The following is a 24,068-nucleotide window of genomic DNA, read 5'->3' as shown; positions in this document are numbered from 1 at the left end:
CTTGATGTATCATTTGCAGTTTATTATAACTATATTTTTACTACTTATTCCTACCTTCCATAGTACAAAATACTTTTTCCTACTCGGTAGGAAACTTACTTTATCCGACTGCAAAGCATTTTCGGCTGTATTACTCTTGTAATTAATACAGGCGAAGTTAAGTTAAGCGCCAAGCCAAAGTGGTTGAGGAGAGGTTTAGAGAGCGTTACTACTGCAAGCTTAGTAAATCACAAATGTTATTGTCCCATATTAATTACTCATGAAAGTGGTGTCTACTAAACAGGCAGTGGGTATTAACTAACTAGATTCTGTAGAGCGTATTTACAACTAAGTATGTAAGTCTTTACCCTACAGGAGGTTCAATGATGTTAGACAAAGATTGTCATCATGATTGCAATCAGAATCAGTGCCCTTTTGCCCAAGATACGCGTAATCTCAATAGATATGTCTGCCTCAAATGTGGTATTGAGCGAGAAATAAATCAGTGTTCTTCTGGTTTTGGCTCGTTATTGCTGTTGTTATTGAGCTTGTTTATTGCATTTCAACTACTAGTTAATTATGAAAAGCAAAACAATGTACAAAGACAACAACAGTCTTGGAATAATTCACCTAACAACGCAATTATCCACTTATAAAACTAATACTGTTGATTCTCCATAGCCTCATATTTTTAGAGGTGTAGGGGAATCACAAAAAATATTCACTGCCAAAAATTTAGCTAATTTCGTGAGTAAAAACATGGACACAAATCAGGATACGCTTTTATTTCGTTTTGCCTCTAAATCCTTGAAATATTTTTTGTTGGTACTATTTGGCATTGCGATCGCTTACGTTTTATCAAGTGGTTTAGGTATCTTACAAATCATACCCATACTGCTGTACCTTTTACAACAGTTTTTGTTTCCACTGGGAATTATCCTGTTGTGTTTAATGACAATAGCAGTCATTTTTGAATCCCTGCGTTAAAAATTGGGGGAGTGGTAAGTTAGGAGTTAGGAGTTAGAAATAGAATTGCTTCTCTTGTCTCCCTTATCTCTCTAATCTCCATCACTTTCCCCTGGCATCTAAAAACTTCAACTGGTGGTATAAACAGCTAATCTGCACTAAATCCACACCTACTGCTTGGGCTTTTCGTAATGGGTTGCCGAAAATTGCTTCTATCTCCAAAGGACGATGTTCGTCGTAGTCAATTTTCATACTGGGGCGGTAAGGTGTCATTTTGACAGTATAATCGAGCATTGTTTGAATGAAGCGATCGCTAATAATCCGCCCATAACTTTTCGCCCCCGCCGCTACTTCATACATCAACTGTTCGACTAACTTGCGGGTGTACTCATACGCCATTAATTCATCAGTTCTAGCGTTGAGAATCACAGAAAGCCCATTGTAGGGGATATTCCACACCAACTTTTTCCAACGTGCTAGTAGTAAATCTTCAGCTAATTCAATTGAGATACCAGCACTTTCAAAGTCATCAGCAATTTGCTGCATCCTCTGAGTTATCCCACTAGGCTGATAGTTAGGGGTATATTCACTGAAGTTAATTTGTCCATAGTCTAGATGGTGTATATGCCCTGGCCCCACTTTGTTAGAACACAAAAAGCACAATCCACCGATAACCGTTACATTACTAACTATTTCAGCGACTTCCTCTTCTACACCAAGTCCATTCTGTAATACCAACACCACCCCATTGTCTTTAACTACAGGTGGCAACATCTTTGGTAGTAAATGGTTTTGCGTCGTCTTTAGTGCCACCACCACCACATCGCATTGTGGCATCTTTTCTACGTCGTTGTAGGCGTGGACTTCGGGAAGGGTAAAGTCACCGTCTTTGGACTCTACCACTAAACCATATTTGTTTACCTGTTCGTAATCACTCTTGAGCAAAAAGTGGACATCCAACCCAGCTTTTTGGAGTCTAGCGCCATAGAACCCACCTAATGCTCCAGTTCCCAGAATGGCATACGTGCGATCGGACATTTCTTTGATAACGGAATTTTCCTAGAAACATCATAAGGTGATGTCTGACAAGGGTACGCGTCTAGCTGTAGTTTATTCAACGCCTGATTTTAAATTTATTTTGTTTAATAAAACTTAAAACAGGTTTATTATCCTTTAAAATCTTTTGCAGAGATTTAGGTAAGATATATGGCTGATATTGTTGATATTGCAGTTACGTCTGAGTCGTTTAAAACACTAGTAGCGGCTGTACAAGCTGCTGGTTTAGTAGAAACATTAAAAAGTCCTGGCCCGTTCACTGTCTTTGCACCAAATGACGATGCTTTTGCCAAGTTACCAGCGGGAACTATCCAAACTCTGTTACAGAATATTCCCCAGCTAACACGGATTTTAAAGTATCATGTCGTTCCTGGAAAGCTGCTAGAGGCTGATTTGGCACAACTCGGTACGGTTAATTCTGTGGAAGGTTCACCCATTAAAATTCATTCTTCTGATGGTTTTGAAGTTAAAAATGCCACAGTTTTAGCAGCAGATATCGAAGCTGATAATGGTGTAGTACACGTTATCGATACGGTAATTTTACCGGGTTAATTCTGGCTAGGGTGGGTATTTTCCACCCTACCGATCCAAAATCTTTATAATTAACTAACTATTGGTACTATCAAAACGCAACTCAAAAGTTTAGTTTGTGTTATGTTTGCAATGTGAGTACTCACTGTTATGTTAATGTAAATTTCGTTGTTTTAAAATAAATTAAATTCTTAAAAAGCCAACATCTATCCCAGGAAATTAATGCTCGATTTTAACACCTTGGCTGAGTTCTCTCGTGGCAATTGCGTAAGTATTTGTGCATTTCTCGTACCAGCGAACTTACTTGTCACAATTTTAACGATGAGCCTAGTTGCCTTACGTCGTCCATCGCCTCAAGTGTGGCAATCTGCTGGAATCGCTAGCTTTTTCGCTTCTGTAATGATACTGCACGTATATACTTGGTTCATGATTGGTGTGGTGATGGCTCCTACTTATATCTTGATGTGGCTAGCAATCACCTGCTTAGTGACTAATTTTGCAGCAATTCTTTTTCAAAGACGCTACAGCAACAGCCCTAGTCTTTCCAATTAAAGTCTATCGGGCATCTATGGATGATATTTTCAGAAAATCAATCATCATTTGACCAAATAATTACTAATTCGTAATTCGTAATTATGAAGTTAAACTACGAATTACGTTAGCGCAGCGTTAGCGAAGCGGTAGCGAGTACTCGAGCGTCCGCAGGAGCGTCATTATCAATTACGAATTATGTTGACGCCTCTCCATTCATGCTCAAGGATGGCATATAGCCAAGAGTCTCGCCATTCTCCCTTAATCCAATGGTGTTCTCGCAAATATCCTTCCTGCTGCATTCCGATTTTTTGCATCACTCTTGCTGAGGCAATGTTTTCTGGGTGACAAGTAGCAAAGATGCGATGCAAACTTAACTCCTGAAAACCAAATGATACAACGGCTTTTACAGCTTCAGTTGCATATCCTTGCCCCCAAAATTCCTTAGTAAAAGAGTATCCAATAGAGCCTATTTGGTTGTCAGTATCCTGAACGGATATACGACAGATACCAATTAATTGCTTTTGGGGTTTCAAAGTCACTGCCAAGGCAAAATGCTGACGGGGTTTTTCCCCTTGCAATGAAATCTCTCTTTGCAAAAAGTTTTTGGTATCTTCTTCGGTATTCGGGCCAAAAGTCAAGTAACGCACAACTTCAGCATCAGCAGCGTATTGATGAACCTCTTGCCAATCTGATTCTACAAAGTCTCGCAGTATAAGACGTTTGGTTTCTAGTGGTATCATTTGGGAAATTCTGCACGTAACTGATTGACTACCCGATCTAGTCCCACAGAATGGGCGGCTTTGAACAATAAACGATCACCTGCTTGCACAAATGTTTTCAACCTAGCCACCAACTCGGCATGAGTTGCAAAACACTCCGATGCAATACCCTCAGCACTAAGAGCGATCGCTTCGGCATCTTGTCCATCTACCAAAACCAACAAACCGTCTAAATTCAACTTTCGTACTGTTTCTCCCACTCGCTGGTGCAACTGCTGCGATCGCTCTCCCAATTCTTTCATTGCACCCAATACGGCAATTTTTCGCTTTCCGGGTGTATCTGCCAATAATTGCAATGCTGCAATCATAGCTTCTGGTGCAGCATTGTAAGTTTCATCTAAGATTACCACATCGTTGGGTAAGGTAAATCGCTGCGATCGCCCTGTGGGCATATCCACCATTACACCTGATTTGAGGGTTGCCCAATCGATCCCTAAAACCTTTGCCACCGCTAAAGCTGCCAAGAAATTAGTGGCATTATGACGACCAGCTAAAGGTAGAGGTAGTTGGATTCCTGCAACTTCCACCTGGTCGTTATCAATTAACTGCCCTTGAATATCTCCACCAGAAAAGCCGTAAGTCAAAACTTCTCCCTGCCAAAATTTCGCTGCTGTGGCCATTAATAAAGGATTGTCGTGGTTGAGAATTGCCACACTATCAGCAGGCATTTCGGCTAACAACTCACATTTTGCCTCAGCGATCGCCTCTTCGGAACCGAGTAACTCAATATGCGCCGTCCCCACATTGGTAATCACTCCAATTGTTGGCCGCGCTATTTGCGTCAGTTCGGCAATTTGTCCTCTACCGCGCATAGCCATTTCAATCACGGCGTAGTCATGTTCTGCACCAAGTTCTAAAAGAGTTTTCGGAACACCGATTTCGTTGTTGTAATTTCCATAAGTTTTGTGAACTCGTCCCTTTGTTCCTAAAACTGCGGCGATCAATTCTTTGGTTGTAGTTTTACCCACCGAACCGGTGACACCAATTACAGGAATATTAAAGCGATCGCGCCACCATCTGCCAATTTGTTGATATGCCTTGAGAGTATCTTTTACCTGTAGTACAGGGAATCCCGGATTTTCGTATTCAAAATCTACGATTGCAGCTATTGCCCCTTTTGCGATCGCAGTTGGCACAAATTCATGTCCATCAAACTTATCGCCTCGGAAAGCGACAAATACTTCACCCGGCTTCAAGGTACGGCTATCTGTTTGGATACCACTAGTTACTTGTGTTAAAGCAGTTTCAGATAAGTTTACAGAATGAGCCAAAATAACTTCAACCAGTTGGGTTAGGGTGGCAGAACAACGCATAAGCAATTGATAATTTATTTAAAGTTCAAAATCATAAAAGCAAAAAATAGTGGCAAAGAAGCTTAACTTCCGTGCCACGCTTTATTTATAAGCTACTTATACAGTTTAATCAAGTAAGGACAATGGGCATAACAAGTGATGTTCGATCGCCCTATGCACGATTTTTAATCAAGATTACTTGCACAATTTGTATTGCTATCTCACTCGGAACCCCTAAAGCTTGATATAAATCAATTAAGAAGTTTTTTTCTTCTTCAGGTATAATACCTTCAGCTAGGACAAAATCGGTGGCTACTGTAAAGGCTGTTTCCCGCAAATCTTGAGATAGAGAATCTTTGGCTGCATTAAACAAAGCATTAAAGTCATCACCTTGGAGAATGCCCAAAATTTTTTCAAACAGCCTGTTCATCATTTCATTAGAATAACTTTTAAAAAGTTTCATCCGAGACAGCACAGAAATGATAGAATTTGCTTGCTCAACAGAAAGATAACCGTCTGAAGCCGTTGCCGTCAATATAATGACAGCAAAAGCTTCCGCTGGACTGAGTGCTGCTTGGGCTTGGCTATCTGTACCCAACACAGCGTCGAATAGACCCATTGTAGTAGCTCCTTGGTTAGAGTCCCAATAGCGTTAATGTTACCTGTATGTTTGGTAGATTTACAGGTAGGACTGTGACGCTTGAGACTTTCATCCTTTAGTGTTCCCAGGATTGATTCACGGCGAACACTCGTATCCAAAGGTTTTTGGCAGGAACTACATTGCCATCTTTAAACTTAGCGTTCTCCGGTCTTTTCTATTGTCTCAATTACCGCCAGACCTATACCAGAAGCTGCCATTAACAGTACTACTGAGATCAGATAGGCATTGGTCAGCATTCGTAAGGCTTCGTCGAAAAAAATATAGGTGGTCATTGCTTCACCTTTTTAAATTTGTGCTGCTTGTGCTTTTTATTTCTCCACACCCGGATAGGTGAATTTCGCTGAGAAACTTCTAGCAATTGCATCTTAACAAAACTTTAGCTCTTTCAGAACCCCGCTGAAAATTTTTCTTTCTGAAGATTCTATGAAGTTTATAAAAAAGAGAATGGGGAATGGGGCATCCCTTCTCCTTCTCTACAAGACGCACTTGCGTTCGCTCAGAGGAAGTGGGATTGGGCAAAACAACTTTCTCGCTGCAATTTACCTTGCTCCTACCGCGATTTGGCTCAACTAATGACATGCACTAGTAGTACGCCAAGGAAACGCAAGCGGGGTAAAGGGTAAGGGGGAAGGTGGGGTCTCCTCTGAGGATAAGGTGCAGGGGGAAAGGGTTTAAATCCCTTACCATGAATTCCCTTTTCCCTTTCCCCAGTCCTCACAAGCGCATTTTTGGGTTAGCAGACTACTAGGTGGAATCACACCATATCTTGCCACGATTTTTTTCTATGACTATTTTGTAGCTGATGGATAAGCCCATAGCAGTACTTTTGCCGATGGGTTTCGTGGTGAAAAAAGGATCAAAAATGCGCGATCGCACTGTTTCAGGTATCGCACAACCATTGTCGGCGATCGCAATCGCACCAACTACAATCCTTAACAAGGAAACACCAACAAAGCTTGCAACCAGTTTGTGAGAAATTTTCATAACTGTATGTCAGCTATAACCGTGTCAGTATTCAGTGTTCCCAAATTTTTGCAAAGAATTTAGGTTATTATCTTCGGTAACTGCGATCGTCGGTATATATATCAGGTATTTTGTGAAATTGGGATAAACAAGACAAGCTTAAAGTAAACAGCGTTCAATCGTCGCTACAACTGATTGAGAAAGAGTATCGAAGTCGTAACCACCTTCTAAGCCAAACAGAATTTTACGAGTTATCCCCAGACAATAATCAGTAAATAAAGCGTAGTCTTCTGGCTGTAAATTAATACTTGCCAAAGGATCTTCCGCATTGGCATCGTAACCAGCACTGACAATTAGTAAATCTGGCTGGAAGTTGGCTAAAAACGGTACTACCTGTTTTTCAAATAGTGGCTGATATATGGCAATATCACTACCAGGGCGTATTGGTAAATTTAATACGTTATTGTGAAAACCTCGTTCTGTCGATCTTCCCGTACCGGGATAGCATGGGTACTGATGTAGAGAACAATAGGCGATGCGTGCTTCAGTTTCCACGATCGCCTGAGTACCATTACCATGATGTACATCCCAATCAAGGATGGCGACGCGGTTAATTCCAGGTTGTTCTAGAGCAAATAAAGCGGCGATCGCGGCATTAGAAAATAGACAAAAGCCCATCCCTGCATCACTTTCAGCATGGTGTCCTGGGGGACGCGCTAGTACAAAAGCTGGATTAGCCGACCTTAACACAACCTCAACTCCATCCAACCATGCACTGACTGCCAATAATGCTACATCATAACTGCGTGGGGAAACTGGCGTATCTCCATCCAATGGCCCGCCGCCACTAGAAGCGATTTGCCATAGTTTTTTGATGTAGGCTGGGCTATGTGCTTTAAGCAACGAAGACATCAGCGATGGCTGTTCTGATGCTGGTGTAGGCAAATGCCAGGTAATTCGATCGGCGAATGTAGCTGCTTTTAGGGCATTTGCGATCGCACTTAAACGTTCTGGTTTTTCGGGATGGTATTTTCCAGTCTTGTGATCTAAAAATTCGTCGGAATAAATGACTGGTAGCATAGGACGAAAAAGGTCGGCAGCAAGACAATGAATTTTATTGTATCCTCACTGGTACAAAGAGTTTCCCTTGTACTAGAACACCAATTCAGTAATCTTGAAAGAACCTCTCCCCCTACCCCTCTCCTACGAGGCTACGGTGTACACACAAGTCGAGAAATCCTATCTGAAACTTGGTTTCGTCGCCCTAGCTCTAAAATTAGGGGGATAAATAGAGTTTCAAGTTGCCTACAATTTGGGGATTTATCGGCAACTAAAGAGTTGAAATCCTTGCGGTCTATACTTGTGTGTACACGGTAGCTCCTACGAGGAGAGGGGAGTTTGGCTCCCCCTTCCTTGGTAGGGAAGGGGGCTGGGGGGTTAGGTTTTTGATTACTGAATCGATGCTCTAGATTGTTGGTCGTTTACTTTCAAGGATTTCTGTTGCTTTCTGTTCAGGAAGTGGGCGGTAGAATAAAAAGCCCTGTACCTCCTCGCAGTTGATAGATTTCAAAAACTGCAATTCCTCTTCCTTCTCTACCCCTTCGGCTGTTAACTTTAATCCCAAACTGTGTCCTAAGGTAACTATGGCCTGGATAATATGAGCTACTTTGGCATCCTGCGTCAAATATTGAATGAAAGATTTATCTATTTTCAGATTGTGGAGTGGCAAAAGCTGTAAGCGCGAGAGCGAGGAATGACCTGTACCAAAGTCATCGATGGAGATATAAACACCCATCTGCTGTAGCTCCTCTAAGACCCTTCTGGTAAAACCCAAGTCCTCAATCGCTGTGGTTTCCATAATTTCTAATTCCAAAAAGCGCGGCTCCAGACCAGTTTGTTCTAAAACCTTAGCTATAGTCTCTACCAATTTGGGCTGACGGAACTGCTTCAGAGAAAGATTGACAGCGATCTTAATCGGTGGCAATCCAGCATCTTGCCATGCTTTATTTTGGCTACAGGCCGTCTGTAGAGTCCATTCACCGATGGGGACAATTAATCCACTTTCTTCGACCAAGGGAATGAATACACTGGGGGCAACTAATCCCATCTCTGGGTGTTGCCAACGCAACAGAGCCTCCATACTAGTAATTTCTCCTGTGGCAATGTTCACACGAGGCTGATAGTAAAGCTTAAATTCATTGCGTTCTAGGGCATAGCGCAAGCTCTTTTCTAAAGTCAGGAGTTCAGGATTTTTAGCACTTAGGGAAACACTGTAAAATTGGTAGTTATTCCGCCCTTTGTCCTTGGCGTAGTACAAAGCGGCATCTGCGTGCTGGATTAGTGTTTCGGTGTCAGGGCTGTTGCGATCGAGTAAGGCAATACCGAGGCTAGCAGTTACATAAAGTTCATGCTCTTGGAGATGAAAAGCATCCTCTAAGGCTTGTAAGATTCTCTGCGCCACTAAAGTTACTTCTTCAATATCATTGATTCGTGGAAGTAAAATAGTAAATTCATCGCCTCCCCAACGGGCTACAGTGTCTCCATCTCTGAGTGAGTTTTTTAATCTTTGAGAGACGCTTTGTAACAATTGGTCTCCCAGAGTGTGACCCAGAGTATCATTAATTACCTTGAAGCGATCCAAATCGAGGAAAATCACAGCTAAACTTTCGCCATTTCGAGTGGCGTTGGGCAGAGTTTTACTGAGCATCTCGTTAAATAGGAGACGATTCGGCAACCCTGTCAGCAAGTCATGAAGGGCTTGATAGCGAATTTTTTCTTCTACTTGCTGACGCTGCCGCGCACCAATGATACTGGCGGCCATGGTCAAAAGAGTAGATTCTTCATGCTTTGACCAATGACGTTCAAAGGTGCAGTCTGCCAAGCCAAGATACCCCCAGAAATGATTATCCAAGCGAAGAGGTACCAAGAGAAGGGATTTAATGCCATCTCGAATCAGGAATTCTTGTTCGGCGACAGGAAATTTTTGAGTGATGCCGCTAATCGACTGCCCGCTAGAGAGAACTGTGTACCAACGGGCTAATTCAGGAGCTTGATAAAGCTGATTCTGCCAATGGTGGTGGGTAGATTTAATCCCAGATTGTGTCCATTCAAACCGTAGGCTGACTGCCATTTCCTCTGTAATAGGATGGAGATGGTTCTGAAAGAGATAGGCACGATCTGCTTTGGCAGCTTCACCCACTACAGCTAGAGCTAGATCGATACCAGTTTCGTAATTCATTTCTCCTAGCAAATAATTGGCAGCTTCTGCAACTGCTTGTAGCAAGCGATCGCGCTGCCGGAGTTCGGCTGTAGCTTGCTTTTGCTCTGTAATATCTCTAATAATAAAAGTTCTAATTAAATCACTTTCTGGAAGATAAAGAACGGATTGTTCAAAAACTTCTGTGCCTACTTCCACCTCGCGCACAAAAGAATTGTTTTCTAGATTTTTAGCTCCAATCAACAGTCCCGTTAAAATTGGGTGTTCTGTCCCAACTTCCCTAAGATTGGGAAACTTGAGCGCTGCGGCTGGATTGACATACGTAATTCTTCCCTCAAAATCCATTTCAATAATTGAATTGGGGATGAGTTCAGGGAAGGATGCTAGGCGAGCTAGAGCAGACTCACTAGCTGCTTCAAAGCTGGGATCGATGGCTAAGGTTTGAAACGGATTGGCAGGACTGGCTTGCTCTGATAAAAAACCAGATAAGTCTTCAACATCAAAAGATTCAGAAAATGCTTGTTCGGAAATGTTGGAAATAGCATAATATTTAGCCTGAGCTTTATTACTGCCAAAAGCAATGACATCTCCATGCCTAAGATTATGAGAAAAGCATTTAGTGCCATTTACAAATAAGCCATTAGTACTTCCTTTCCCCTTATAGTTACCATCAATAATCTGGAAGCCGTATTGGTCAGTTTCTGGAACAGTGACTCGCAATAAAATTGCATGTTGCATTGATACCGATCGGGAAGCCAAGACAATAGTGTTTGCAGGATGCCGCCCCAGAGAATAAGTAGTCTCTTGCAGGGGGACAGTTCGCCGCCCTTCTAGGTCTTGGATGACCAACAGATGGCGTATTTTTTCCCGCTCATTTCCTTGCATGGCTGTTCCTCAAATTTTTTATATAATTAATATTTATGTCTCTCACCATTTGCGTAGGCGAGCATTTACCGCAGGCATCGCAAAATTGGTATGAGGGTGTAAACCAGCTTTTACCTTCATGATTGACCGCACTCAGTACTCTTCTTTTTATAGAATGAGTTGGCTAATTGTTCAATCAGTTTTTGTAGTAGAAATTATAGTTTTTTTTCTACTCATAGATAAGTTATAAACTTTGTTCCTTCATCTATATCATTTAACCTTGTCTTTCTTAGGATACCCAGATTAACAATTCAAAATTAAAATTTTAAAATTGTACCCTTACAGGGAAGCAAGCTGGGCGTAACGTGATGTTGCGGCAGCCTCTTGTAGAGAAGAGAGTTACATAAGAAAATTCCAAAGCCGACTAAAACTGAACAAAGTCAGAGCCAATGCGCCTTCGATCTCAGTGTAGATTTTGGCGTTAATCTCTCTTTGCAGCTATCCATTAGCCACATCTTTTTTAAGACTTTATAAAATACCTAATCTCCGACCTCATAAACTTAGAGACTTTTTATGTCCTATATATAGATTATTAGTCCAAGAACTTAGGGATATAAGATAGAGAGGTATGTTTAACTTTTCTTCCCTTGATAATTGGGTTGAAAAAGTGAGCATTAGTTAAGTATGGTTAATGAGTACGAATTCATACCTATTATTCACAATCGAATGCTGAAAGTAAGTGTTTTGAGCATTGGATGAGCATTTTAGAGAGAGTGAAGGCTGAAGTGTTGACATTATGTCGGTTTATCGTAATCTGCAAGAAACTCACTTAAATCGTGCCCGCGCCAGTCTCAGACAAGCGCTTTCTTGGTATGGATATCTTCGCAAGTCAGGACAGTTATCATCTAACCCAGAATTTGTAGGTTTGATGAAACCAGAATTGGAAGCTTTGAGAGCCACACTCAACAAGCTAGATTCAAACGTCATTAGAATTGCTGTCTTTGGTTTGGTGAGTCGGGGAAAGTCAGCAGTTTTAAATGCCTTGTTGGGAGACAAGATTTTGCAAACTGGGCCCCTGAATGGTGTCACCCAATGGCCCCGTTCCGTGCGCTGGCAGCCCAGTGATAAGGTGCTAGTAGAGTTAATTGATACCCCTGGATTAGATGAAATTGAGGGGGAGTCACGGGCAGATATGGCACGAGAAGTAGTACATCAGGCGGATTTGATTTTGTTTGTCGTGTCTGGTGATATCACGCGCACTGAGTATCAAGCGCTGCTGCAATTAAGGCGATCGCAAAAACCCCTGATTTTAGTGTTTAACAAAATAGACCTTTACCCAGATACAGACCAAGGGGCAATTTACCAAAATTTACAACAACTGGGTGCAGGGCATCCAGAAGCGAAACCTCTATTACCCGATGAAATTGTGATGGTGGCAGCAGAACCAGCAGCAATGGAAGTCCGGGTTGAATGGCCTGATGGGCGTGTCACTTATGAATGGGAAACACCACCACCGCAAGTAGACGAACTCAAAGAGATAATTCTGAATATTCTGAATCGAGAAGGGCGATCGCTTCTGGCTTTAAATGCACTGATCCAAGCACGGGATGCAGAAACCGCGAATCGCTCAAAAAACTATCGATTTACGCGAAAAGGAAGCCGAAGAAATTATTTGGCAATTTACCAAATACAAAGCCTTGGCAGTAATGCTCAATCCCATCGCCTTCTTAGATATCCTTGGCGGAACTGTTGCTGATTTAGCTTTAATTCGCGCTCTCGCTAGATTGTATGGTTTGCCGATGACTAGCTATGAAGCCGGGAAAATTTTAAAAACGATTTTATTTAGTTCTGGCGGCTTGCTACTTGGAGAATTAGGTAGTAGCTTTCTTTTAGGTTTAGGTAAAACTACGGCTGCAATCGCCAGTGGTGACAATCCCAGCAATATTACTGCTTTTGCTGGCAGTGCGATCGCTCAAGCTGGTATCGCAGGTTATGGCGCATATTCCGTTGGCAAAGCTGCCCAAGTCTATCTCGAAAAAGGCTGCACTTGGGGACAATTAGGCGCTAGCAGTGTCATTCAAGAAATTCTCTCTCAAGTCGATCAAAATACAATTCTGTATCGTTTGCGACAAGAATTAAACATAAAGTATTGAGAATAATTAAAAACTGCTATCTTTTTGTTACCGTTTATAAGCGTTTATCAACTTCTATCAAAGTCTTCTGACAATTAACTGACATTCTCAATTTGGGATGCAAGATTGAGAACATGACCACCTCTGCTTGCGATCGCAACTAGTAGAATTCCCATACCTTTTTGAATCTAAAGATGCCAAGAGGGTAATCCCACTCAATTTTGCGAAAAAGATGGCGGTGTTTACCACTACTTTTTGTGGGAAGCGTATCTAAACTAGAAATGTGAGCTGACTGAGGTCATTAAAAGCTTGCAGCTAATAACTCTGTCTGTAAATTAAAGGTGAAAGTATCATGACAACTACCCTAAAAATTGAAATTGCTGGGGCAGAAACTCTAGAAGAAGCCATTACTAATGCCATTACTGAAGCCCGGACAACTTGCGATCTAGATGGCAGCAATTCTGCTGGTTGTGCTGTAGCGTGGGACATTGTAGAAGAATTGCAAGCCGAAAAATCTCATCAACACCAAGCAAAATCCAAAAAAACCTCTTTGGAAAATTACTGCGATCGCCATCCAGATTCCGTAGAATGTCTAATCTACGACCTTTAATTCTTCCGTAAATCAGTTGTTGCTGATTGCGTTATTTGCTTAATTGCCTCTAAATCAAGTGGTGGTGTTTCACTTTCCATTGCCAACCACAACAGATATTCGATATTCCCAGCAGGCCCAATGATCGGCGACCAAGTTAAGCCTTTGTATTTCCATCCTAATTCGTGAGCAGCTTGCAAAACCTGGAAAATGGCATCAGCTTGGTCGTTTGGATCGCGCACAACACCTTTTTTACCCACACGGGATCTGCCGACTTCAAACTGTGGCTTGACTAACAACACAGCTTCACGATTAGCTTGAGTTAGTTGCCACAAAGCAGGCAGAATCTTATTTAAAGAAATAAACGATACATCAACCACCGCCAAATCAGGAATCGGGTCATTTTCACCATATAACTCATCCGGTCGTAGTTGCCGTAAATTGGTGCGTTCCCGCAAAATCACTCGCGGATCGTTCCGCAACCGCCAGTCAACTTGTCCGTAACCGACATCAATACCGTAAACTTGTTTTGCTCCAGCTTGCAAGAGACAATCAGTAAAACCACCAGTAGAAATCCCACCATCTAAACAAATGCGCTCTGCTACGGGAATGGCAAATACTGACAAAGCTTTGGAGAGTTTTTCACCGCCTCTAGAAACAAAAGGCGATCGCTTTTTAATATTTATTTGAGCTGCAATATCAACTTCTGTTCCAGGTTTATCAACTAACTGCTGATTAACAGTAACTTCCCCCGCCTGAATTAGCCGTTGTGCTAAGGCACGAGAAGAACATAAATTTAACTCTACTAATAGTGTGTCGAGTCGCTGTTTCGCCAATTAATTAGACTCTCCTGGTAAAATTAAAGCCAAAGCACTATTGATAATTTGTTTTTGGTTAACCAGCTTTTCTAATTCTTGGACTTCATAACGAGCTTCTTCTACTTCCAAGGAAGCCTCATCAATGGCATTTAAATAGGCTTCTGCTAAAATTTCTAACAATTCTTCTGGGGTGAGATAATAGCCCCCAGCTTTGGGCTGCTTATTTTCTCGTTGAATTTCCCGAACCGAATTCCGAATTGAGACTTCCCAAGAGCGAGTCGTGCGATTTTCAGCTTGTTGTTTAATCAGATGCAACAACAGAATCACTGCATCGCTACGAATCGTCTTGATGATGTCATTTCGGCTCATTTCCGTTAATTCTTCAACTATAATCAATGCTCCTTGAACATCGCCTTTAACAAGTAAGTCTTTCAGGGTTAATAATTCTTCCATCATCAGCGCCTCAAACATCGGCAACTTCTATTGTGGCTTATGACGTTTATTCCTATGCTCTTAAGAATTAGCTGACTAATCCTGCCGATCTTCAGAATTAGACGAGGAAGTGTCGCTATTTGTATCCTGCTGTTGAAAGTTAGGAAGAGTAGCAGCAGGGTCAGTGTAAACTCCTTGTTCATAAGCCTCCAATGCCCTCGTAAGTATTGCTGCGGCTAGATTACTGGTAGTACGTTTTTGAGTTTTTGCCCATTCCTCCAGTCCTTTTAGTGTTTCTTCTGTCAGGTTTACTGTTAATCTCCATCTCGACGGCATTTCAAATATTTCCATACTTACACCCCCTATATAGTGCCTCACTGTGCTGCCAAAATTTTACCAAATAAGTGCATCCAGGTGCAGCACTAATGATATTATCTCTGTAAAACCGACGCAGGTTTTAACTACAGAATCTGCAAAAAAATAGCGATCGCCCCCAGCACGGAAAAGCGATCGCTTCGTAAACCCCCATATAGGGAGATAAATACAATGATGACACAATTACAAAAGTTAACAGATGTCCAAACTGACTATCAAGCATCCCCAGAAAGAGAATCCATCAATAGTTGGTATTCACAAAAAAGCGATCGCTCCATTAAACCAAAGTGCGATCGCTATTTATGTTTATGTCGAGGTAGACACCTGGCCCACTTAAAATCTAAATATCTATCTCGCTCAACTCACGTGTAATGTGATCGAATGGTTCATCTACAAAAGCACTGTTAACCACACCTGCTGCTGCTACTTGCTCCTTAATTAGATCCTTGAGAATCTGGATACCGCGAACCGTAGGCCCAATAGGTACTCCTAAAGAATTGTAAGTTTCCCGCAGCCCTTGCAGCACTCGTTCATCCAACACATTGGTGTTCCCAGCAACCAGCGCATAAGTGGCGTAGCGCAGATAGTAGTCCATATCGCGCAGACAAGCTGCATAACGACGAGTTGTATAAGCATTTCCACCAGGGCGAATCAATTCTGGCAGTTCTTCAAATAACTGTAAACCAGCTTGCTTGACAAGTCCAGCCGCATTAGAATTTATCGCCGCCGCTGCTTGTACTCTTGCTGTACCACTATCAAAGTAAGACTTCAGGCTATCGATCGCATTCCGGTCAAAATATCGACCAGCTAGGTCATAATTCTTAATTAAACTTGTTACCGCATCGCGCATTCCTTCTTCTCCCAATCATTGCTATTTATGGTTTGATATTTATTTGGCTGCACTTATGCACCAGTAAAGTTTTGTGCTATTAAAAATAGATTCGGCACAAAAACAATCTATCCACTATCTATGGATTCTATGCCAAAGTTGACCCCTATATGATGAACTTTCCAGTTTTGTACAGATGATCGCCGAAAGGTTAATATAACCTGATAATCCAGATATCTGTAGTACAAGCTACAAAATCAGCTAATGTCTAGTATTTAAGATATTTCTGGTGTGTCACGGCCTGATTGAGATCGGCAGGGTTAGGATGCAATGTAATATTCTGGTTTACTTTAGGAAATTGGTAGAGAAGGAGTAACAATGACAACACCACAAGAAGTCTTGAAATTGATCCAAGACCAAAAAATTCAGCTGATCGATCTCAAATTCATCGATACAGTAGGGACTTGGCAGCACCTCACACTGTACCAAAACCAAATCGATGAGACTGCATTCACTGATGGCGTACCGTTTGACGGTTCCAGCATCCGAGGTTGGAAAGCGATCAACGAATCGGACATGACGATGGTACTCGACCCCAACACTGCTTGGATCGACCCCTTCATGGAAGTGCCAACGCTAAGTATAATTTGTAGTATTAAAGAACCCCGCACGGGAGAATGGTACAACCGTTGCCCACGGGTTATTGCCCAAAAAGCAATAGATTACCTGGTTTCCACTGGTCTTGGTGACACAGCTTTCTTTGGCCCTGAAGCTGAGTTCTTTATCTTTGACAATGCTAGATTTGCCCAAACCGCCAACGAAGGCTACTACTTCTTAGACTCCGAAGAAGGTGCTTGGAATTCCGGTAAAGCTGGTACAGATAACAAACCCAACTTGGGTTACAAACCACGCTTCAAAGAAGGTTACTTCCCAGTTTCACCAACGGATTCTTTTCAAGATATCCGTACAGAGATGCTGTTGACAATGGCACAATTAGGTGTGCCCATTGAAAAACATCACCACGAAGTTGCTACTGGTGGTCAGTGCGAACTAGGTTTTCGTTTCGGTAAGTTGATCGAAGCGGCTGACTGGTTGATGATTTACAAATATGTCATCAAGAACGTTGCCAAGAAATACGGCAAAACCGTTACCTTCATGCCAAAACCAATTTTTGGCGATAACGGTTCGGGAATGCACTGTCACCAATCCATCTGGAAAGATGGCCAACCTCTGTTTGCAGGTGATAAGTATGCTGGTTTGAGCGAAATGGGCTTGTACTACATTGGTGGTCTTCTCAAACACGCACCAGCGCTGTTGGCAATCACCAACCCTAGCACCAACTCATACAAGCGCCTAGTACCTGGTTATGAAGCTCCTGTTAACTTGGCTTACTCCCAAGGGAACCGTTCCGCTTCTATCCGTATTCCTCTATCTGGTACTAACCCCAAAGCCAAACGTTTGGAATTCCGTTGTCCAGATGCTACTTCTAACCCCTATTTGGCATTTGCTGCAATGCTTTGTGCTGGTCTCGATGGCATCAAGAACAAAATCCATCCTGGTGAACCCTTAGATAAGAATATCTATGAACTCTCTCCAGAAGAACTGGCAAAGGTTCCTTCAACTCCAGGTTCTTTAGAACTGGCTTTGCAAGCACTGGAAAAAGATCACGCCTTCTTGACCGAATCAGGCGTCTTCACGGAAGACTTTATCGAAAATTGGATTGACTACAAACTAGGTAACGAAGTCAAACAGTTGCAGCTGCGTCCTCATCCTTACGAGTTTTACCTCTATTACGACGCTTAATTAAGAGTCGTATCTAACTAAAAAGTCATAAGTAAGTTTTGCCACCCTAGATAAAGGGTGGCTTTTTTTAGAGCTGCCGGTTGAGATATTCACTCAAAAAATCAACCTTCAAACTTAGCTCATGGAAGCATGACTCGGCCCATAAATCATCCGAGTGTTAGCATCAACCTTCCCTTGAATTGGGTTCCAGTAGTGGGATGCTTCTTCAGGAAGACCAAGTTCTTGTGCCGCACGCATCAGCATTGATTGTTGGCGATTCTTGACTTGTTGGTGTTCACGCGCCATTAACGCCCGAGATTTATCTGCAATAGACATAACCATAGCCCTCTCTATTTTGTGAATATATAATTTTTGTTTTCCTGAGACTACTATAACAAAAATTCTGTAACATAAGCTACTGTTTTAAAAAATTTATATTTGCTTTTGCTGACAATATCAGCTATTTTTTCCCAGAGCTGGAAAAATCTCCCTAAGCCACTTTTGACGGCTAAAATCATCTGGCTTCAGATTGTCTCACCTGAAAAAACACACCTCTCTCAAGACAGAACACTTATTCGTTACTTTTGTTTACATTTAAAAGGTCTGACACTTCAGTTCAAAAGTGACTAAAAAGTGACTAATTTTTATAACTTTTACTGTTTTTTTAGGTGAAGCGGCATAAATACAACAGTTGAAAAAATTAAGTTAGCATTAAATAAAGATTTACAAAACTTTACATAAGTTATGACAGTTACCTACCCACGCAAATTTCAAAATGTTTTGAGTGCGAGAGATATATTGAAACGAGTGGTATGCGATCGCGAAATCCATCTAATTACTCTCAACCGCTACCGTTACAGCGAACAACGTAGTTGCAAAGACCTAACTGAGGTAATTGAACAACTGAATGGACAGCCACGGGAACTGGTACGGGATTTGTCTCATCACATCTCAGATGAAGCTCGTCATGCCATGTGGCTAACTGACTTGTTGATTGATTTGGGAAGCGATATAGGAACTCCCCCCGGGACTTCCTATATTGATGAATTTGATCGGCTGCTCGACAAAGACACCTACGATCCAAAACATAACCTAGAGGACGGGATAATTGCTGCCTTGGCCGCAATTAACATTACCGAAAAGCGGGGTTGTGAGTATTTCTCTGCCCACATTCACGCGCTTAAACAAGCACCTCAGACAGAAGAAAACATCAAAATTCGGGAAACGATTGAAAAAATTCTCCCAGAAGAAGCAGGACACGTCCGCTGGGGTAATCGTTGGCTAGGAGAAATTGCGCGTAAGAGTCCAGAACATCAGCAAAAGGTAGAGCAAGCCAAGCGAAAATATACCGTAATTGAACAAGCCGCATTTGAATCAGGAATGGATATCACCTTGGGTGCAGAACTACGGCGAGTTGCCAACCTGGTGGAAGTCGCAAATACTATGCCGCTTTGGCAACGTCCTCAATACTTGATGGAACGCTTACCCCAGACTTTGCTAGCGCCGGAGTTGCAATTTACTCGAATTCAGGCTGCACAAAAGGCTTGGCAGCGCGATCCACAGGCGTTTATTGAGAAGTTTGTGCCAATGTTCCTCAACGGCATCCAGGATACAGAAAGTAGCCGCAAGAAAACAACGGTGTAAAAGGGCATGGGGGATTGGGTATGGGGCATTGAAATAATTAATAGTTTTTCTCCCTCATCTCTCCCACTCCTTTTTTTTAACGTGAGTTCGATGAATCTCTCCCTCCCAGCCTCCCTCTCCGAAACCCAAAGGGAGGAGCAACGAAAAATTCAGCTTTTTGCTCCCCTCTCCGACACGGAGAGGGGTTGGGGGAGAGGTCAAATAAGACTTGTCGAACTCACGTTTCTTTAAAAAAAATTCATATAAAAAAGCCAAATGCAAATTTTTGCATCTGGCCTTGGGTGTAAAATAATTAAAAAGACTAAGATGATCTGGCAGATCCTTCTTAACACTTATTTTGTCGGGAGCCATCTACGAGGAGAACGAACCAAGGGGTAAAAGTAGGTCAAGAATAATAAATTTGTTAGCAAGTGCAATAAACCTATACTACTTATGCGAATCCCTACCTAGATAAGCAAGAGATGAAACGAAAGGGATTTTATGCTTCGGCAAAAGGCGCTAAACAAATGTCAGAGCGAAGAGCGGTTGCTTTCTTTTGTAGATAATCGGCTACTGGATGTATGAGAAGAAAATTTATTGGGGAATAAAGTGAAGTTGCCCTAAGGCTGTTTCTTCAACAAGCAAAATGTCTGAATTAGATGTGCTTTAGATTAACTCGTAGCCTAAATAACATCTATTTCTAGAGCCGTTGAGGATTGAGATGCAAAGCTTTCCACCGAAAATGAGCAACAGTTGTAGAGCTTTTGAGGAGTTGGTAATGCTATCAATCAAAGCACTTAATTTGATTTGCTTTTCGATCGGCAGAATTGAGACCAACTATATATATACAAAGTTTGCAGTTGAAATACTAAGCGATCGCTGAAGACTTTCGTGTGTCAACTGTATATATTTCCGCCAGAAAAGCTGTGTAAAAAACGTTAACACAATATCCTGTTTCCTGGTAATTCTGTTCCTTTGGGAAAAGAGGCATTACCCTACAGTAGTTAAACCACAGCATAGATATTTCGGACTTTTTGTGTCACTTCTCTGCGCCCACTACCACGATGACGTGGCGCATCATCTGAAGCTTGTTCAGATGCCGCCGAGAGCCACTGTGACGAAGTAGGCGTGGAAGGCAGCCCTGTTGATAAGTGATTGACCATTGCTTGGCAGTTAAAAGCTAAGGGGCCGAACACCAGACTCGAGACTAAAAGTGAAATGGCAGCACGCATAGCAAATGTCTATTTGGGAACTCTCCACTTCACTGATACTTAGCTTTTTGATTAATATCCGGACAATTCATCAAAAAGTATTCTGTTTTACTGAAAATAAACTCTTCTTATCCTCCGTTTAAATGTTCGACTAATAACCAATTACCAGAGTGATTGTAATGACCCCACAATGTAACTAATTGTTCGTGGGGATAAGCGCGTAATTGCTCGTCGATATGCGATCGCAAAGTCACAAGCTGCCAATTTTGCCCTTGATACGCGGCTGGTGCTGTGACAGTGAATTTGTATTCCTGCTGTTCTAAGCGGTAAAAAATCCCTTTGAAACAGTTACTTTCCGGAATTAATGGCTTGCCAAAAGCAGATTTAGGGCAATCGCCACTAACTGGATAGGCTTGTGGGTTATCTAAGTAATACAGTTGCCAGTGCCGCCAATCCGAACGATTGGGGGGAAGATTAAACAAAGGAATAATTAGCGCTTTTGAGCGATTATCTTCTAATAAAGCCGTTTGCAGCTTTCTAATAGGTAAATCCCTCGGCTGGCAGTTTAATTCAACACATATCGCCGCCGCCATCCCTGCTGCTTGACCAATGCCCATCACCACAGGTTGTAATCTGGTAGCGCCATTGGCAATGTGGGAGACAGAAATATTCTTTTCACACACCAAGAAACCATCTGTTGTGGCTGGAATTAAACAACTGTAGGGAATTGTAAAAGGAGTTCCAGTCCAACGTCCACCCCAACGGATCGATTTAGGTTGCAGTGGGAATTGAACACCAGGATAATGATGGTCATTGGCGTAATTACCAATTGCGATTGCTTCGCAAACGCCTGCCGTAGGATGCCCGAAGGGCTGTAGGGCGATCGCATCATTAAATATAGATGCAACTCTACCTTTTGCGATCGGCAAAATATCCTGTTCTCGGACAGTAGTTAGCCCCACCAAGCGGCGGCTTTCCCGGTAATAGGGATGCAGTGCAAAAGCTGTAGAAGTGTGAGGAAATACTTTTTCTGCTAAACCATGGCGACGACCAAGCTGTTTTTGGATAAAATGAGCAAAATTTTGGCTGTGCCAGCGAGATTCTTGGATGAATTCACCTCTGGATACATCTGACTCTATCAATCGCCCTACCCCTTCGCCGTAGTCATTGCCACAGATTGGCCAGTTGATCATAAATAGGCCACCGGGCAAACGTCCATAATTTAAAAATGTCTCTGCTCCATAGGCATCCCAAGCACCTGTAAACTGCGATGAATTATAGTTAGGCGCAGTTGGAATCTCTGGTGCTATTGCTTCACCAAAGTCCTGCATAATCACTACATAAGTGGGCGCTTGCACAGGATATTTGTGGGTTAAAGAGCTAAAAGTCACTGGGGCGCTGGGTTCTCCCCACTCAGATTGCAATTCCCAGCCCCAACGGTAAGGTATGTCAGCTAAAGCTAATAAATCTCCTAATTCTGTGCCATCGAGAATAATCTTGGCTGTGACAGCAAAATCAGCAAAGCGGACACCAGTAATCAAATTACCTTGTCGAAATACCTCTAAAGGTACTTGTCCAGAAATCCAGTGCAAATTCGGCAATTCCTGCACCCAATCTGCAAAAATCTCTGCTCCAATTCGGGGATCGTAACTAAAAAAGCTTACCCAACTGTTATCTAATCCTCCAGGCTGTCGTTGTCGCAATTCCTGCAAAAACGCACCCCATAACCCTGTTTGAAAGGATTCTAATTCATTGCCATCGGGTACAGACACTCCAGCCGAAGTTAGCATTCCTCCCAACCAAGGAAATTCACTCACCAAAATGGTTTTGGCTCCCCGTCGCGCCGCTTGGATAGCAGCCGCAGTGCCTCCGGTTCCACCGCCGACAACTAAAACATCAGCTATATATGTTTGATTAACCATAAATAATTTACGTATTGTTGACGAGATACATGAGATTTTATCCTCTTGCATAAGTCTTTTATTATTATCTAATGTTTGTATTAGCTAATGATTAAATAATTAGAATGTCAAATTGATTATCTATTTATCGTATTTTTACTGAAAATAATTAGTAATTATTTGGGAATACTAATAAATAAAGAGTAACTTGTGATTAAAATGGAAGTTTTATTGATTTATGCTTGGGCTTATTTTTCAATTTCTTGTCACGAAATGGGACATTTTACAGTAGCTAAAATGATTGGTTTTAATCCATATTCAGTAAAAATTGGAACTGGAAAAAGAATGTTAAAGTTTAAATTATTTAATTGTATATTTGAACTTAATATTTTCCCAAATGGTGGTATAACTTATATGTCTAATTTAAGCTTGCATAACATTAAACCTAAGTTGATATTTGTGTATTTAGCCGGGCCGATGATTAATTGTTTATTATTTGGATTAATTATTAATATTTACAATCAGAGGATTTTACATTATAAATTTACAAGCTTTCTAAATATTATAATATTTTTTGCTGTTTTTGAATCTTTATTAATTATTGGAAATCTTTGTCCATCACAATTAACTTTATACGGACAAAAGCATTCCAACGATGGTCAGCAAGTACTCGATGCTTTGACTAAAACTCAGGCAGAATTTATTCAACAAAAGTTAGGTTTAGCTAGATACACAATTAATAAAAATGATTCTTTAATTGAGTTCTTTAATAATAATTTGAAAATATTACAAATACTATATGAAGCTCAAGTAGAATTCGAGAAAAGAAACTTTGATCGAGCAATTGAATTATTGGAGGCAATTGTAATCAACGATTGTCTGATTGTAAGAGATAAACTATATATTCTTGATATTTTAGTTTCGATTGTTATTGAGCATGAACAAATTCAATATTTGCAAAAAGCTGATGCTTGGTCTGCTCAAGCACTGGCATTAGCTGGTGATATTAAAACTATTCAAGGAACTAGAGGAGCTATTTTAATAGAATTAGGTAGATATAGTGAAGGTAAAGAAATGCTTTTACCTTTAACGGAATCAGGTAACGATCTCATTGATATCGCATATAGTTGTTGCTACATTGCTAAAGCAGATTATTTTTTAGGCAATGAAAATCAGGTCAAAGATTGGTTAAAAAAAGCTAAACAAGTTGGTGTTGCTCCTCGTACTTTACTAAGGATACAAAAGGAAATTAATTATTTTATATAAATTAAAATTTTTTTTGATGGTTTGACCAAAACTACCAGTTCCCAAGACTCGAATGATTTTATAATCTCACTTTAGTGACTGACCCAATATCAAGGCTTAAAGGCGATCGCCTACCATGAAGAATGTCTATATTTTAACCTTACTCTTACAGATGCTAAGTGTTGAGCCTTTTTACCACTCTCCCATAATTTTTGTTTGTCAATGGTGAATAGCTCACAGTCCACGCCAGTTTGCTCAAGCCGGAAAACCCGCCCACCCAACTGGCTCA

The 24,068-nt window shown here is 41.5% G+C and carries 24 protein-coding genes and 1 pseudogene; 10 read left to right on the top strand and 15 right to left on the bottom strand.

Annotated elements, in window-relative coordinates:
• The first annotated feature begins 362 nt into the window (after window positions 1–362).
• The gene (locus tag ACR5KR_RS14915; RefSeq protein ID WP_448267060.1) at window positions 363–635 is read left to right on the top strand and encodes a hypothetical protein; all 273 of its coding nucleotides are present in this window, start codon (window positions 363–365) and stop codon (window positions 633–635) included.
• 103 nt (window positions 636–738) lie between these two features.
• Window positions 739–966 carry a hypothetical protein gene (locus tag ACR5KR_RS14910; protein ID WP_445631698.1) on the top strand — a complete coding sequence of 76 codons (228 nt, stop codon included), beginning with the start codon at window positions 739–741 and terminating at the stop codon, window positions 964–966.
• Between the two features lie 81 nt (window positions 967–1,047).
• On the opposite strand, the gene ACR5KR_RS14905 is transcribed toward ACR5KR_RS14910, so the two are convergent.
• A complete protein-coding gene (locus tag ACR5KR_RS14905) occupies window positions 1,048–1,983 on the bottom strand; it encodes a putative 2-dehydropantoate 2-reductase (RefSeq protein WP_448267059.1) in 936 nt (311 codons plus the stop codon).
• A gap of 168 nt (window positions 1,984–2,151) precedes the next feature.
• On the opposite strand from ACR5KR_RS14905, the gene ACR5KR_RS14900 reads away from it, so the two are divergent.
• Window positions 2,152–2,553: a fasciclin domain-containing protein gene (locus ACR5KR_RS14900; RefSeq protein ID WP_445631700.1), complete on the top strand. Its 402-nt coding sequence runs from the start codon at window positions 2,152–2,154 to the stop codon at window positions 2,551–2,553.
• A 201-nt stretch (window positions 2,554–2,754) separates the two neighbouring features.
• Window positions 2,755–3,084, top strand: coding sequence for a hypothetical protein (locus ACR5KR_RS14895; RefSeq protein WP_445631701.1), 330 nt, complete (start codon window positions 2,755–2,757; stop codon window positions 3,082–3,084).
• Between the two features lie 164 nt (window positions 3,085–3,248).
• Here the strand turns inward: ACR5KR_RS14895 and ACR5KR_RS14890 are convergent, their stop codons facing one another.
• The 7 genes from ACR5KR_RS14890 to ACR5KR_RS14860 all read right to left on the bottom strand — a co-directional run bounded on the left by ACR5KR_RS14890 (window position 3,249) and on the right by ACR5KR_RS14860 (window position 10,863).
• Entirely contained in the window at window positions 3,249–3,806 is a 558-nt protein-coding gene (locus ACR5KR_RS14890; RefSeq protein ID WP_448267058.1) for a GNAT family N-acetyltransferase, read from the bottom strand.
• On the bottom strand, window positions 3,803–5,158 hold the full coding sequence (locus ACR5KR_RS14885; RefSeq protein ID WP_448267057.1) for a UDP-N-acetylmuramoyl-tripeptide--D-alanyl-D-alanine ligase: 1,356 nt from the start codon (window positions 5,156–5,158) through the stop codon (window positions 3,803–3,805). Before ACR5KR_RS14885 ends, ACR5KR_RS14890 begins: the two co-directional genes overlap by 4 nt.
• A gap of 151 nt (window positions 5,159–5,309) precedes the next feature.
• Window positions 5,310–5,756 carry a tellurite resistance TerB family protein gene (locus tag ACR5KR_RS14880; RefSeq protein WP_448267056.1) on the bottom strand — a complete coding sequence of 149 codons (447 nt, stop codon included), beginning with the start codon at window positions 5,754–5,756 and terminating at the stop codon, window positions 5,310–5,312.
• Between the two features lie 176 nt (window positions 5,757–5,932).
• Entirely contained in the window at window positions 5,933–6,070 is a 138-nt protein-coding gene (locus ACR5KR_RS14875; protein WP_190240853.1) for a hypothetical protein, read from the bottom strand.
• Between the two features lie 472 nt (window positions 6,071–6,542).
• Window positions 6,543–6,782 carry an ATP-binding protein gene (locus tag ACR5KR_RS14870; RefSeq protein ID WP_448267055.1) on the bottom strand — a complete coding sequence of 80 codons (240 nt, stop codon included), beginning with the start codon at window positions 6,780–6,782 and terminating at the stop codon, window positions 6,543–6,545.
• Window positions 6,783–6,920: 138 nt separating this feature from the next.
• Window positions 6,921–7,841: a histone deacetylase family protein gene (locus tag ACR5KR_RS14865; protein ID WP_448267054.1), complete on the bottom strand. Its 921-nt coding sequence runs from the start codon at window positions 7,839–7,841 to the stop codon at window positions 6,921–6,923.
• 385 nt (window positions 7,842–8,226) lie between these two features.
• Window positions 8,227–10,863, bottom strand: a complete 2,637-nt coding sequence (locus ACR5KR_RS14860; protein ID WP_448267053.1) for an EAL domain-containing protein — start codon at window positions 10,861–10,863, stop codon at window positions 8,227–8,229.
• 775 nt (window positions 10,864–11,638) lie between these two features.
• On the opposite strand from ACR5KR_RS14860, the pseudogene ACR5KR_RS14855 reads away from it, so the two are divergent.
• Both ACR5KR_RS14855 and ACR5KR_RS14850 read left to right on the top strand, forming a co-directional pair.
• A pseudogene (locus ACR5KR_RS14855) lies at window positions 11,639–12,995 on the top strand (DUF697 domain-containing protein).
• A gap of 331 nt (window positions 12,996–13,326) precedes the next feature.
• On the top strand, window positions 13,327–13,584 hold the full coding sequence (locus tag ACR5KR_RS14850; RefSeq protein ID WP_445631708.1) for a Calvin cycle protein CP12: 258 nt from the start codon (window positions 13,327–13,329) through the stop codon (window positions 13,582–13,584).
• On the opposite strand, the gene ACR5KR_RS14845 is transcribed toward ACR5KR_RS14850, so the two are convergent.
• The 3 genes from ACR5KR_RS14845 to ACR5KR_RS14835 all read right to left on the bottom strand — a co-directional run bounded on the left by ACR5KR_RS14845 (window position 13,581) and on the right by ACR5KR_RS14835 (window position 15,164).
• Window positions 13,581–14,399, bottom strand: coding sequence for a TlyA family RNA methyltransferase (locus ACR5KR_RS14845; RefSeq protein ID WP_448267052.1), 819 nt, complete (start codon window positions 14,397–14,399; stop codon window positions 13,581–13,583). The genes ACR5KR_RS14850 and ACR5KR_RS14845 overlap by 4 nt on opposite strands.
• Entirely contained in the window at window positions 14,400–14,834 is a 435-nt protein-coding gene (locus ACR5KR_RS14840) for a DUF29 family protein (RefSeq protein ID WP_448270202.1), read from the bottom strand.
• A gap of 75 nt (window positions 14,835–14,909) precedes the next feature.
• Entirely contained in the window at window positions 14,910–15,164 is a 255-nt protein-coding gene (locus ACR5KR_RS14835) for a ribbon-helix-helix domain-containing protein (RefSeq protein WP_445631710.1), read from the bottom strand.
• Between the two features lie 223 nt (window positions 15,165–15,387).
• On the opposite strand from ACR5KR_RS14835, the gene ACR5KR_RS14830 reads away from it, so the two are divergent.
• Window positions 15,388–15,525 (top strand): hypothetical protein, encoded by a 138-nt coding sequence (locus ACR5KR_RS14830; protein WP_445631711.1) that lies wholly within the window; start codon window positions 15,388–15,390, stop codon window positions 15,523–15,525.
• 3 nt (window positions 15,526–15,528) lie between these two features.
• Here ACR5KR_RS14830 and apcB read toward each other — a convergent pair whose 3' ends face one another.
• Window positions 15,529–16,038, bottom strand: coding sequence for an allophycocyanin subunit beta (gene apcB, locus ACR5KR_RS14825; protein WP_445631712.1), 510 nt, complete (start codon window positions 16,036–16,038; stop codon window positions 15,529–15,531).
• Between the two features lie 357 nt (window positions 16,039–16,395).
• Between apcB and glnA the strand changes: the two genes are divergently transcribed.
• Complete coding sequence (glnA, locus tag ACR5KR_RS14820) at window positions 16,396–17,820, top strand: type I glutamate--ammonia ligase (protein ID WP_445631713.1); 1,425 nt, start codon at window positions 16,396–16,398, stop codon at window positions 17,818–17,820.
• 114 nt (window positions 17,821–17,934) lie between these two features.
• Here the strand turns inward: glnA and ACR5KR_RS14815 are convergent, their stop codons facing one another.
• The gene (locus ACR5KR_RS14815) at window positions 17,935–18,135 is read right to left on the bottom strand and encodes a hypothetical protein (protein WP_322677020.1); all 201 of its coding nucleotides are present in this window, start codon (window positions 18,133–18,135) and stop codon (window positions 17,935–17,937) included.
• Between the two features lie 408 nt (window positions 18,136–18,543).
• Between ACR5KR_RS14815 and ACR5KR_RS14810 the strand changes: the two genes are divergently transcribed.
• Window positions 18,544–19,443, top strand: a complete 900-nt coding sequence (locus ACR5KR_RS14810; protein ID WP_448267050.1) for a ferritin-like domain-containing protein — start codon at window positions 18,544–18,546, stop codon at window positions 19,441–19,443.
• Between the two features lie 983 nt (window positions 19,444–20,426).
• Here ACR5KR_RS14810 and patX read toward each other — a convergent pair.
• Both patX and ACR5KR_RS14800 read right to left on the bottom strand, forming a co-directional pair.
• Entirely contained in the window at window positions 20,427–20,654 is a 228-nt protein-coding gene (gene patX / locus ACR5KR_RS14805; protein WP_445631715.1) for a heterocyst-inhibiting protein PatX, read from the bottom strand.
• A gap of 107 nt (window positions 20,655–20,761) precedes the next feature.
• Complete coding sequence (locus ACR5KR_RS14800; RefSeq protein ID WP_448267049.1) at window positions 20,762–22,555, bottom strand: FAD-dependent oxidoreductase; 1,794 nt, start codon at window positions 22,553–22,555, stop codon at window positions 20,762–20,764.
• A 198-nt stretch (window positions 22,556–22,753) separates the two neighbouring features.
• On the opposite strand from ACR5KR_RS14800, the gene ACR5KR_RS14795 reads away from it, so the two are divergent.
• Window positions 22,754–23,800, top strand: coding sequence for a site-2 protease family protein (locus ACR5KR_RS14795; protein WP_445631717.1), 1,047 nt, complete (start codon window positions 22,754–22,756; stop codon window positions 23,798–23,800).
• Window positions 23,801–24,068 lie beyond the last annotated feature (268 nt).

This window comes from Nostoc sp. DSM 114159 (assembly GCF_053470285.1).
The sequence above is the reverse complement of the archived record's forward strand: the minus strand, read 5'-3'. Positions and strand labels throughout refer to the sequence as shown.

Excerpts from the sequence above, each read along its gene's own strand:
- ACR5KR_RS14850 (WP_445631708.1), top strand. The coding sequence starts at position 13,327 with ATGACAACTACCCTAAAAATTGAAATTGCTGGGGCAGAAACTCTAGAA.
- ACR5KR_RS14860 (WP_448267053.1), bottom strand. The coding sequence starts at position 10,863 with ATGCAAGGAAATGAGCGGGAAAAAATACGCCATCTGTTGGTCATCCAA.
- ACR5KR_RS14840 (WP_448270202.1), bottom strand. The coding sequence starts at position 14,834 with ATGGAAGAATTATTAACCCTGAAAGACTTACTTGTTAAAGGCGATGTT.
- ACR5KR_RS14800 (WP_448267049.1), bottom strand. The coding sequence starts at position 22,555 with ATGGTTAATCAAACATATATAGCTGATGTTTTAGTTGTCGGCGGTGGA.
- ACR5KR_RS14830 (WP_445631711.1), top strand. The coding sequence starts at position 15,388 with ATGTCCAAACTGACTATCAAGCATCCCCAGAAAGAGAATCCATCAATA.
- ACR5KR_RS14890 (WP_448267058.1), bottom strand. The coding sequence starts at position 3,806 with ATGATACCACTAGAAACCAAACGTCTTATACTGCGAGACTTTGTAGAA.
- ACR5KR_RS14795 (WP_445631717.1), top strand. The coding sequence starts at position 22,754 with ATGGAAGTTTTATTGATTTATGCTTGGGCTTATTTTTCAATTTCTTGT.
- ACR5KR_RS14880 (WP_448267056.1), bottom strand. The coding sequence starts at position 5,756 with ATGGGTCTATTCGACGCTGTGTTGGGTACAGATAGCCAAGCCCAAGCA.
- ACR5KR_RS14835 (WP_445631710.1), bottom strand. The coding sequence starts at position 15,164 with ATGGAAATATTTGAAATGCCGTCGAGATGGAGATTAACAGTAAACCTG.
- ACR5KR_RS14885 (WP_448267057.1), bottom strand. The coding sequence starts at position 5,158 with ATGCGTTGTTCTGCCACCCTAACCCAACTGGTTGAAGTTATTTTGGCT.
- ACR5KR_RS14900 (WP_445631700.1), top strand. The coding sequence starts at position 2,152 with ATGGCTGATATTGTTGATATTGCAGTTACGTCTGAGTCGTTTAAAACA.
- patX (WP_445631715.1), bottom strand. The coding sequence starts at position 20,654 with ATGCGTGCTGCCATTTCACTTTTAGTCTCGAGTCTGGTGTTCGGCCCC.
- ACR5KR_RS14895 (WP_445631701.1), top strand. The coding sequence starts at position 2,755 with ATGCTCGATTTTAACACCTTGGCTGAGTTCTCTCGTGGCAATTGCGTA.
- apcB (WP_445631712.1), bottom strand. The coding sequence starts at position 16,038 with ATGCGCGATGCGGTAACAAGTTTAATTAAGAATTATGACCTAGCTGGT.
- ACR5KR_RS14905 (WP_448267059.1), bottom strand. The coding sequence starts at position 1,983 with ATGTCCGATCGCACGTATGCCATTCTGGGAACTGGAGCATTAGGTGGG.
- ACR5KR_RS14915 (WP_448267060.1), top strand. The coding sequence starts at position 363 with ATGATGTTAGACAAAGATTGTCATCATGATTGCAATCAGAATCAGTGC.
- ACR5KR_RS14815 (WP_322677020.1), bottom strand. The coding sequence starts at position 18,135 with ATGTCTATTGCAGATAAATCTCGGGCGTTAATGGCGCGTGAACACCAA.
- ACR5KR_RS14875 (WP_190240853.1), bottom strand. The coding sequence starts at position 6,070 with ATGACCACCTATATTTTTTTCGACGAAGCCTTACGAATGCTGACCAAT.
- ACR5KR_RS14910 (WP_445631698.1), top strand. The coding sequence starts at position 739 with ATGGACACAAATCAGGATACGCTTTTATTTCGTTTTGCCTCTAAATCC.
- ACR5KR_RS14865 (WP_448267054.1), bottom strand. The coding sequence starts at position 7,841 with ATGCTACCAGTCATTTATTCCGACGAATTTTTAGATCACAAGACTGGA.
- ACR5KR_RS14870 (WP_448267055.1), bottom strand. The coding sequence starts at position 6,782 with ATGAAAATTTCTCACAAACTGGTTGCAAGCTTTGTTGGTGTTTCCTTG.
- ACR5KR_RS14810 (WP_448267050.1), top strand. The coding sequence starts at position 18,544 with ATGACAGTTACCTACCCACGCAAATTTCAAAATGTTTTGAGTGCGAGA.
- glnA (WP_445631713.1), top strand. The coding sequence starts at position 16,396 with ATGACAACACCACAAGAAGTCTTGAAATTGATCCAAGACCAAAAAATT.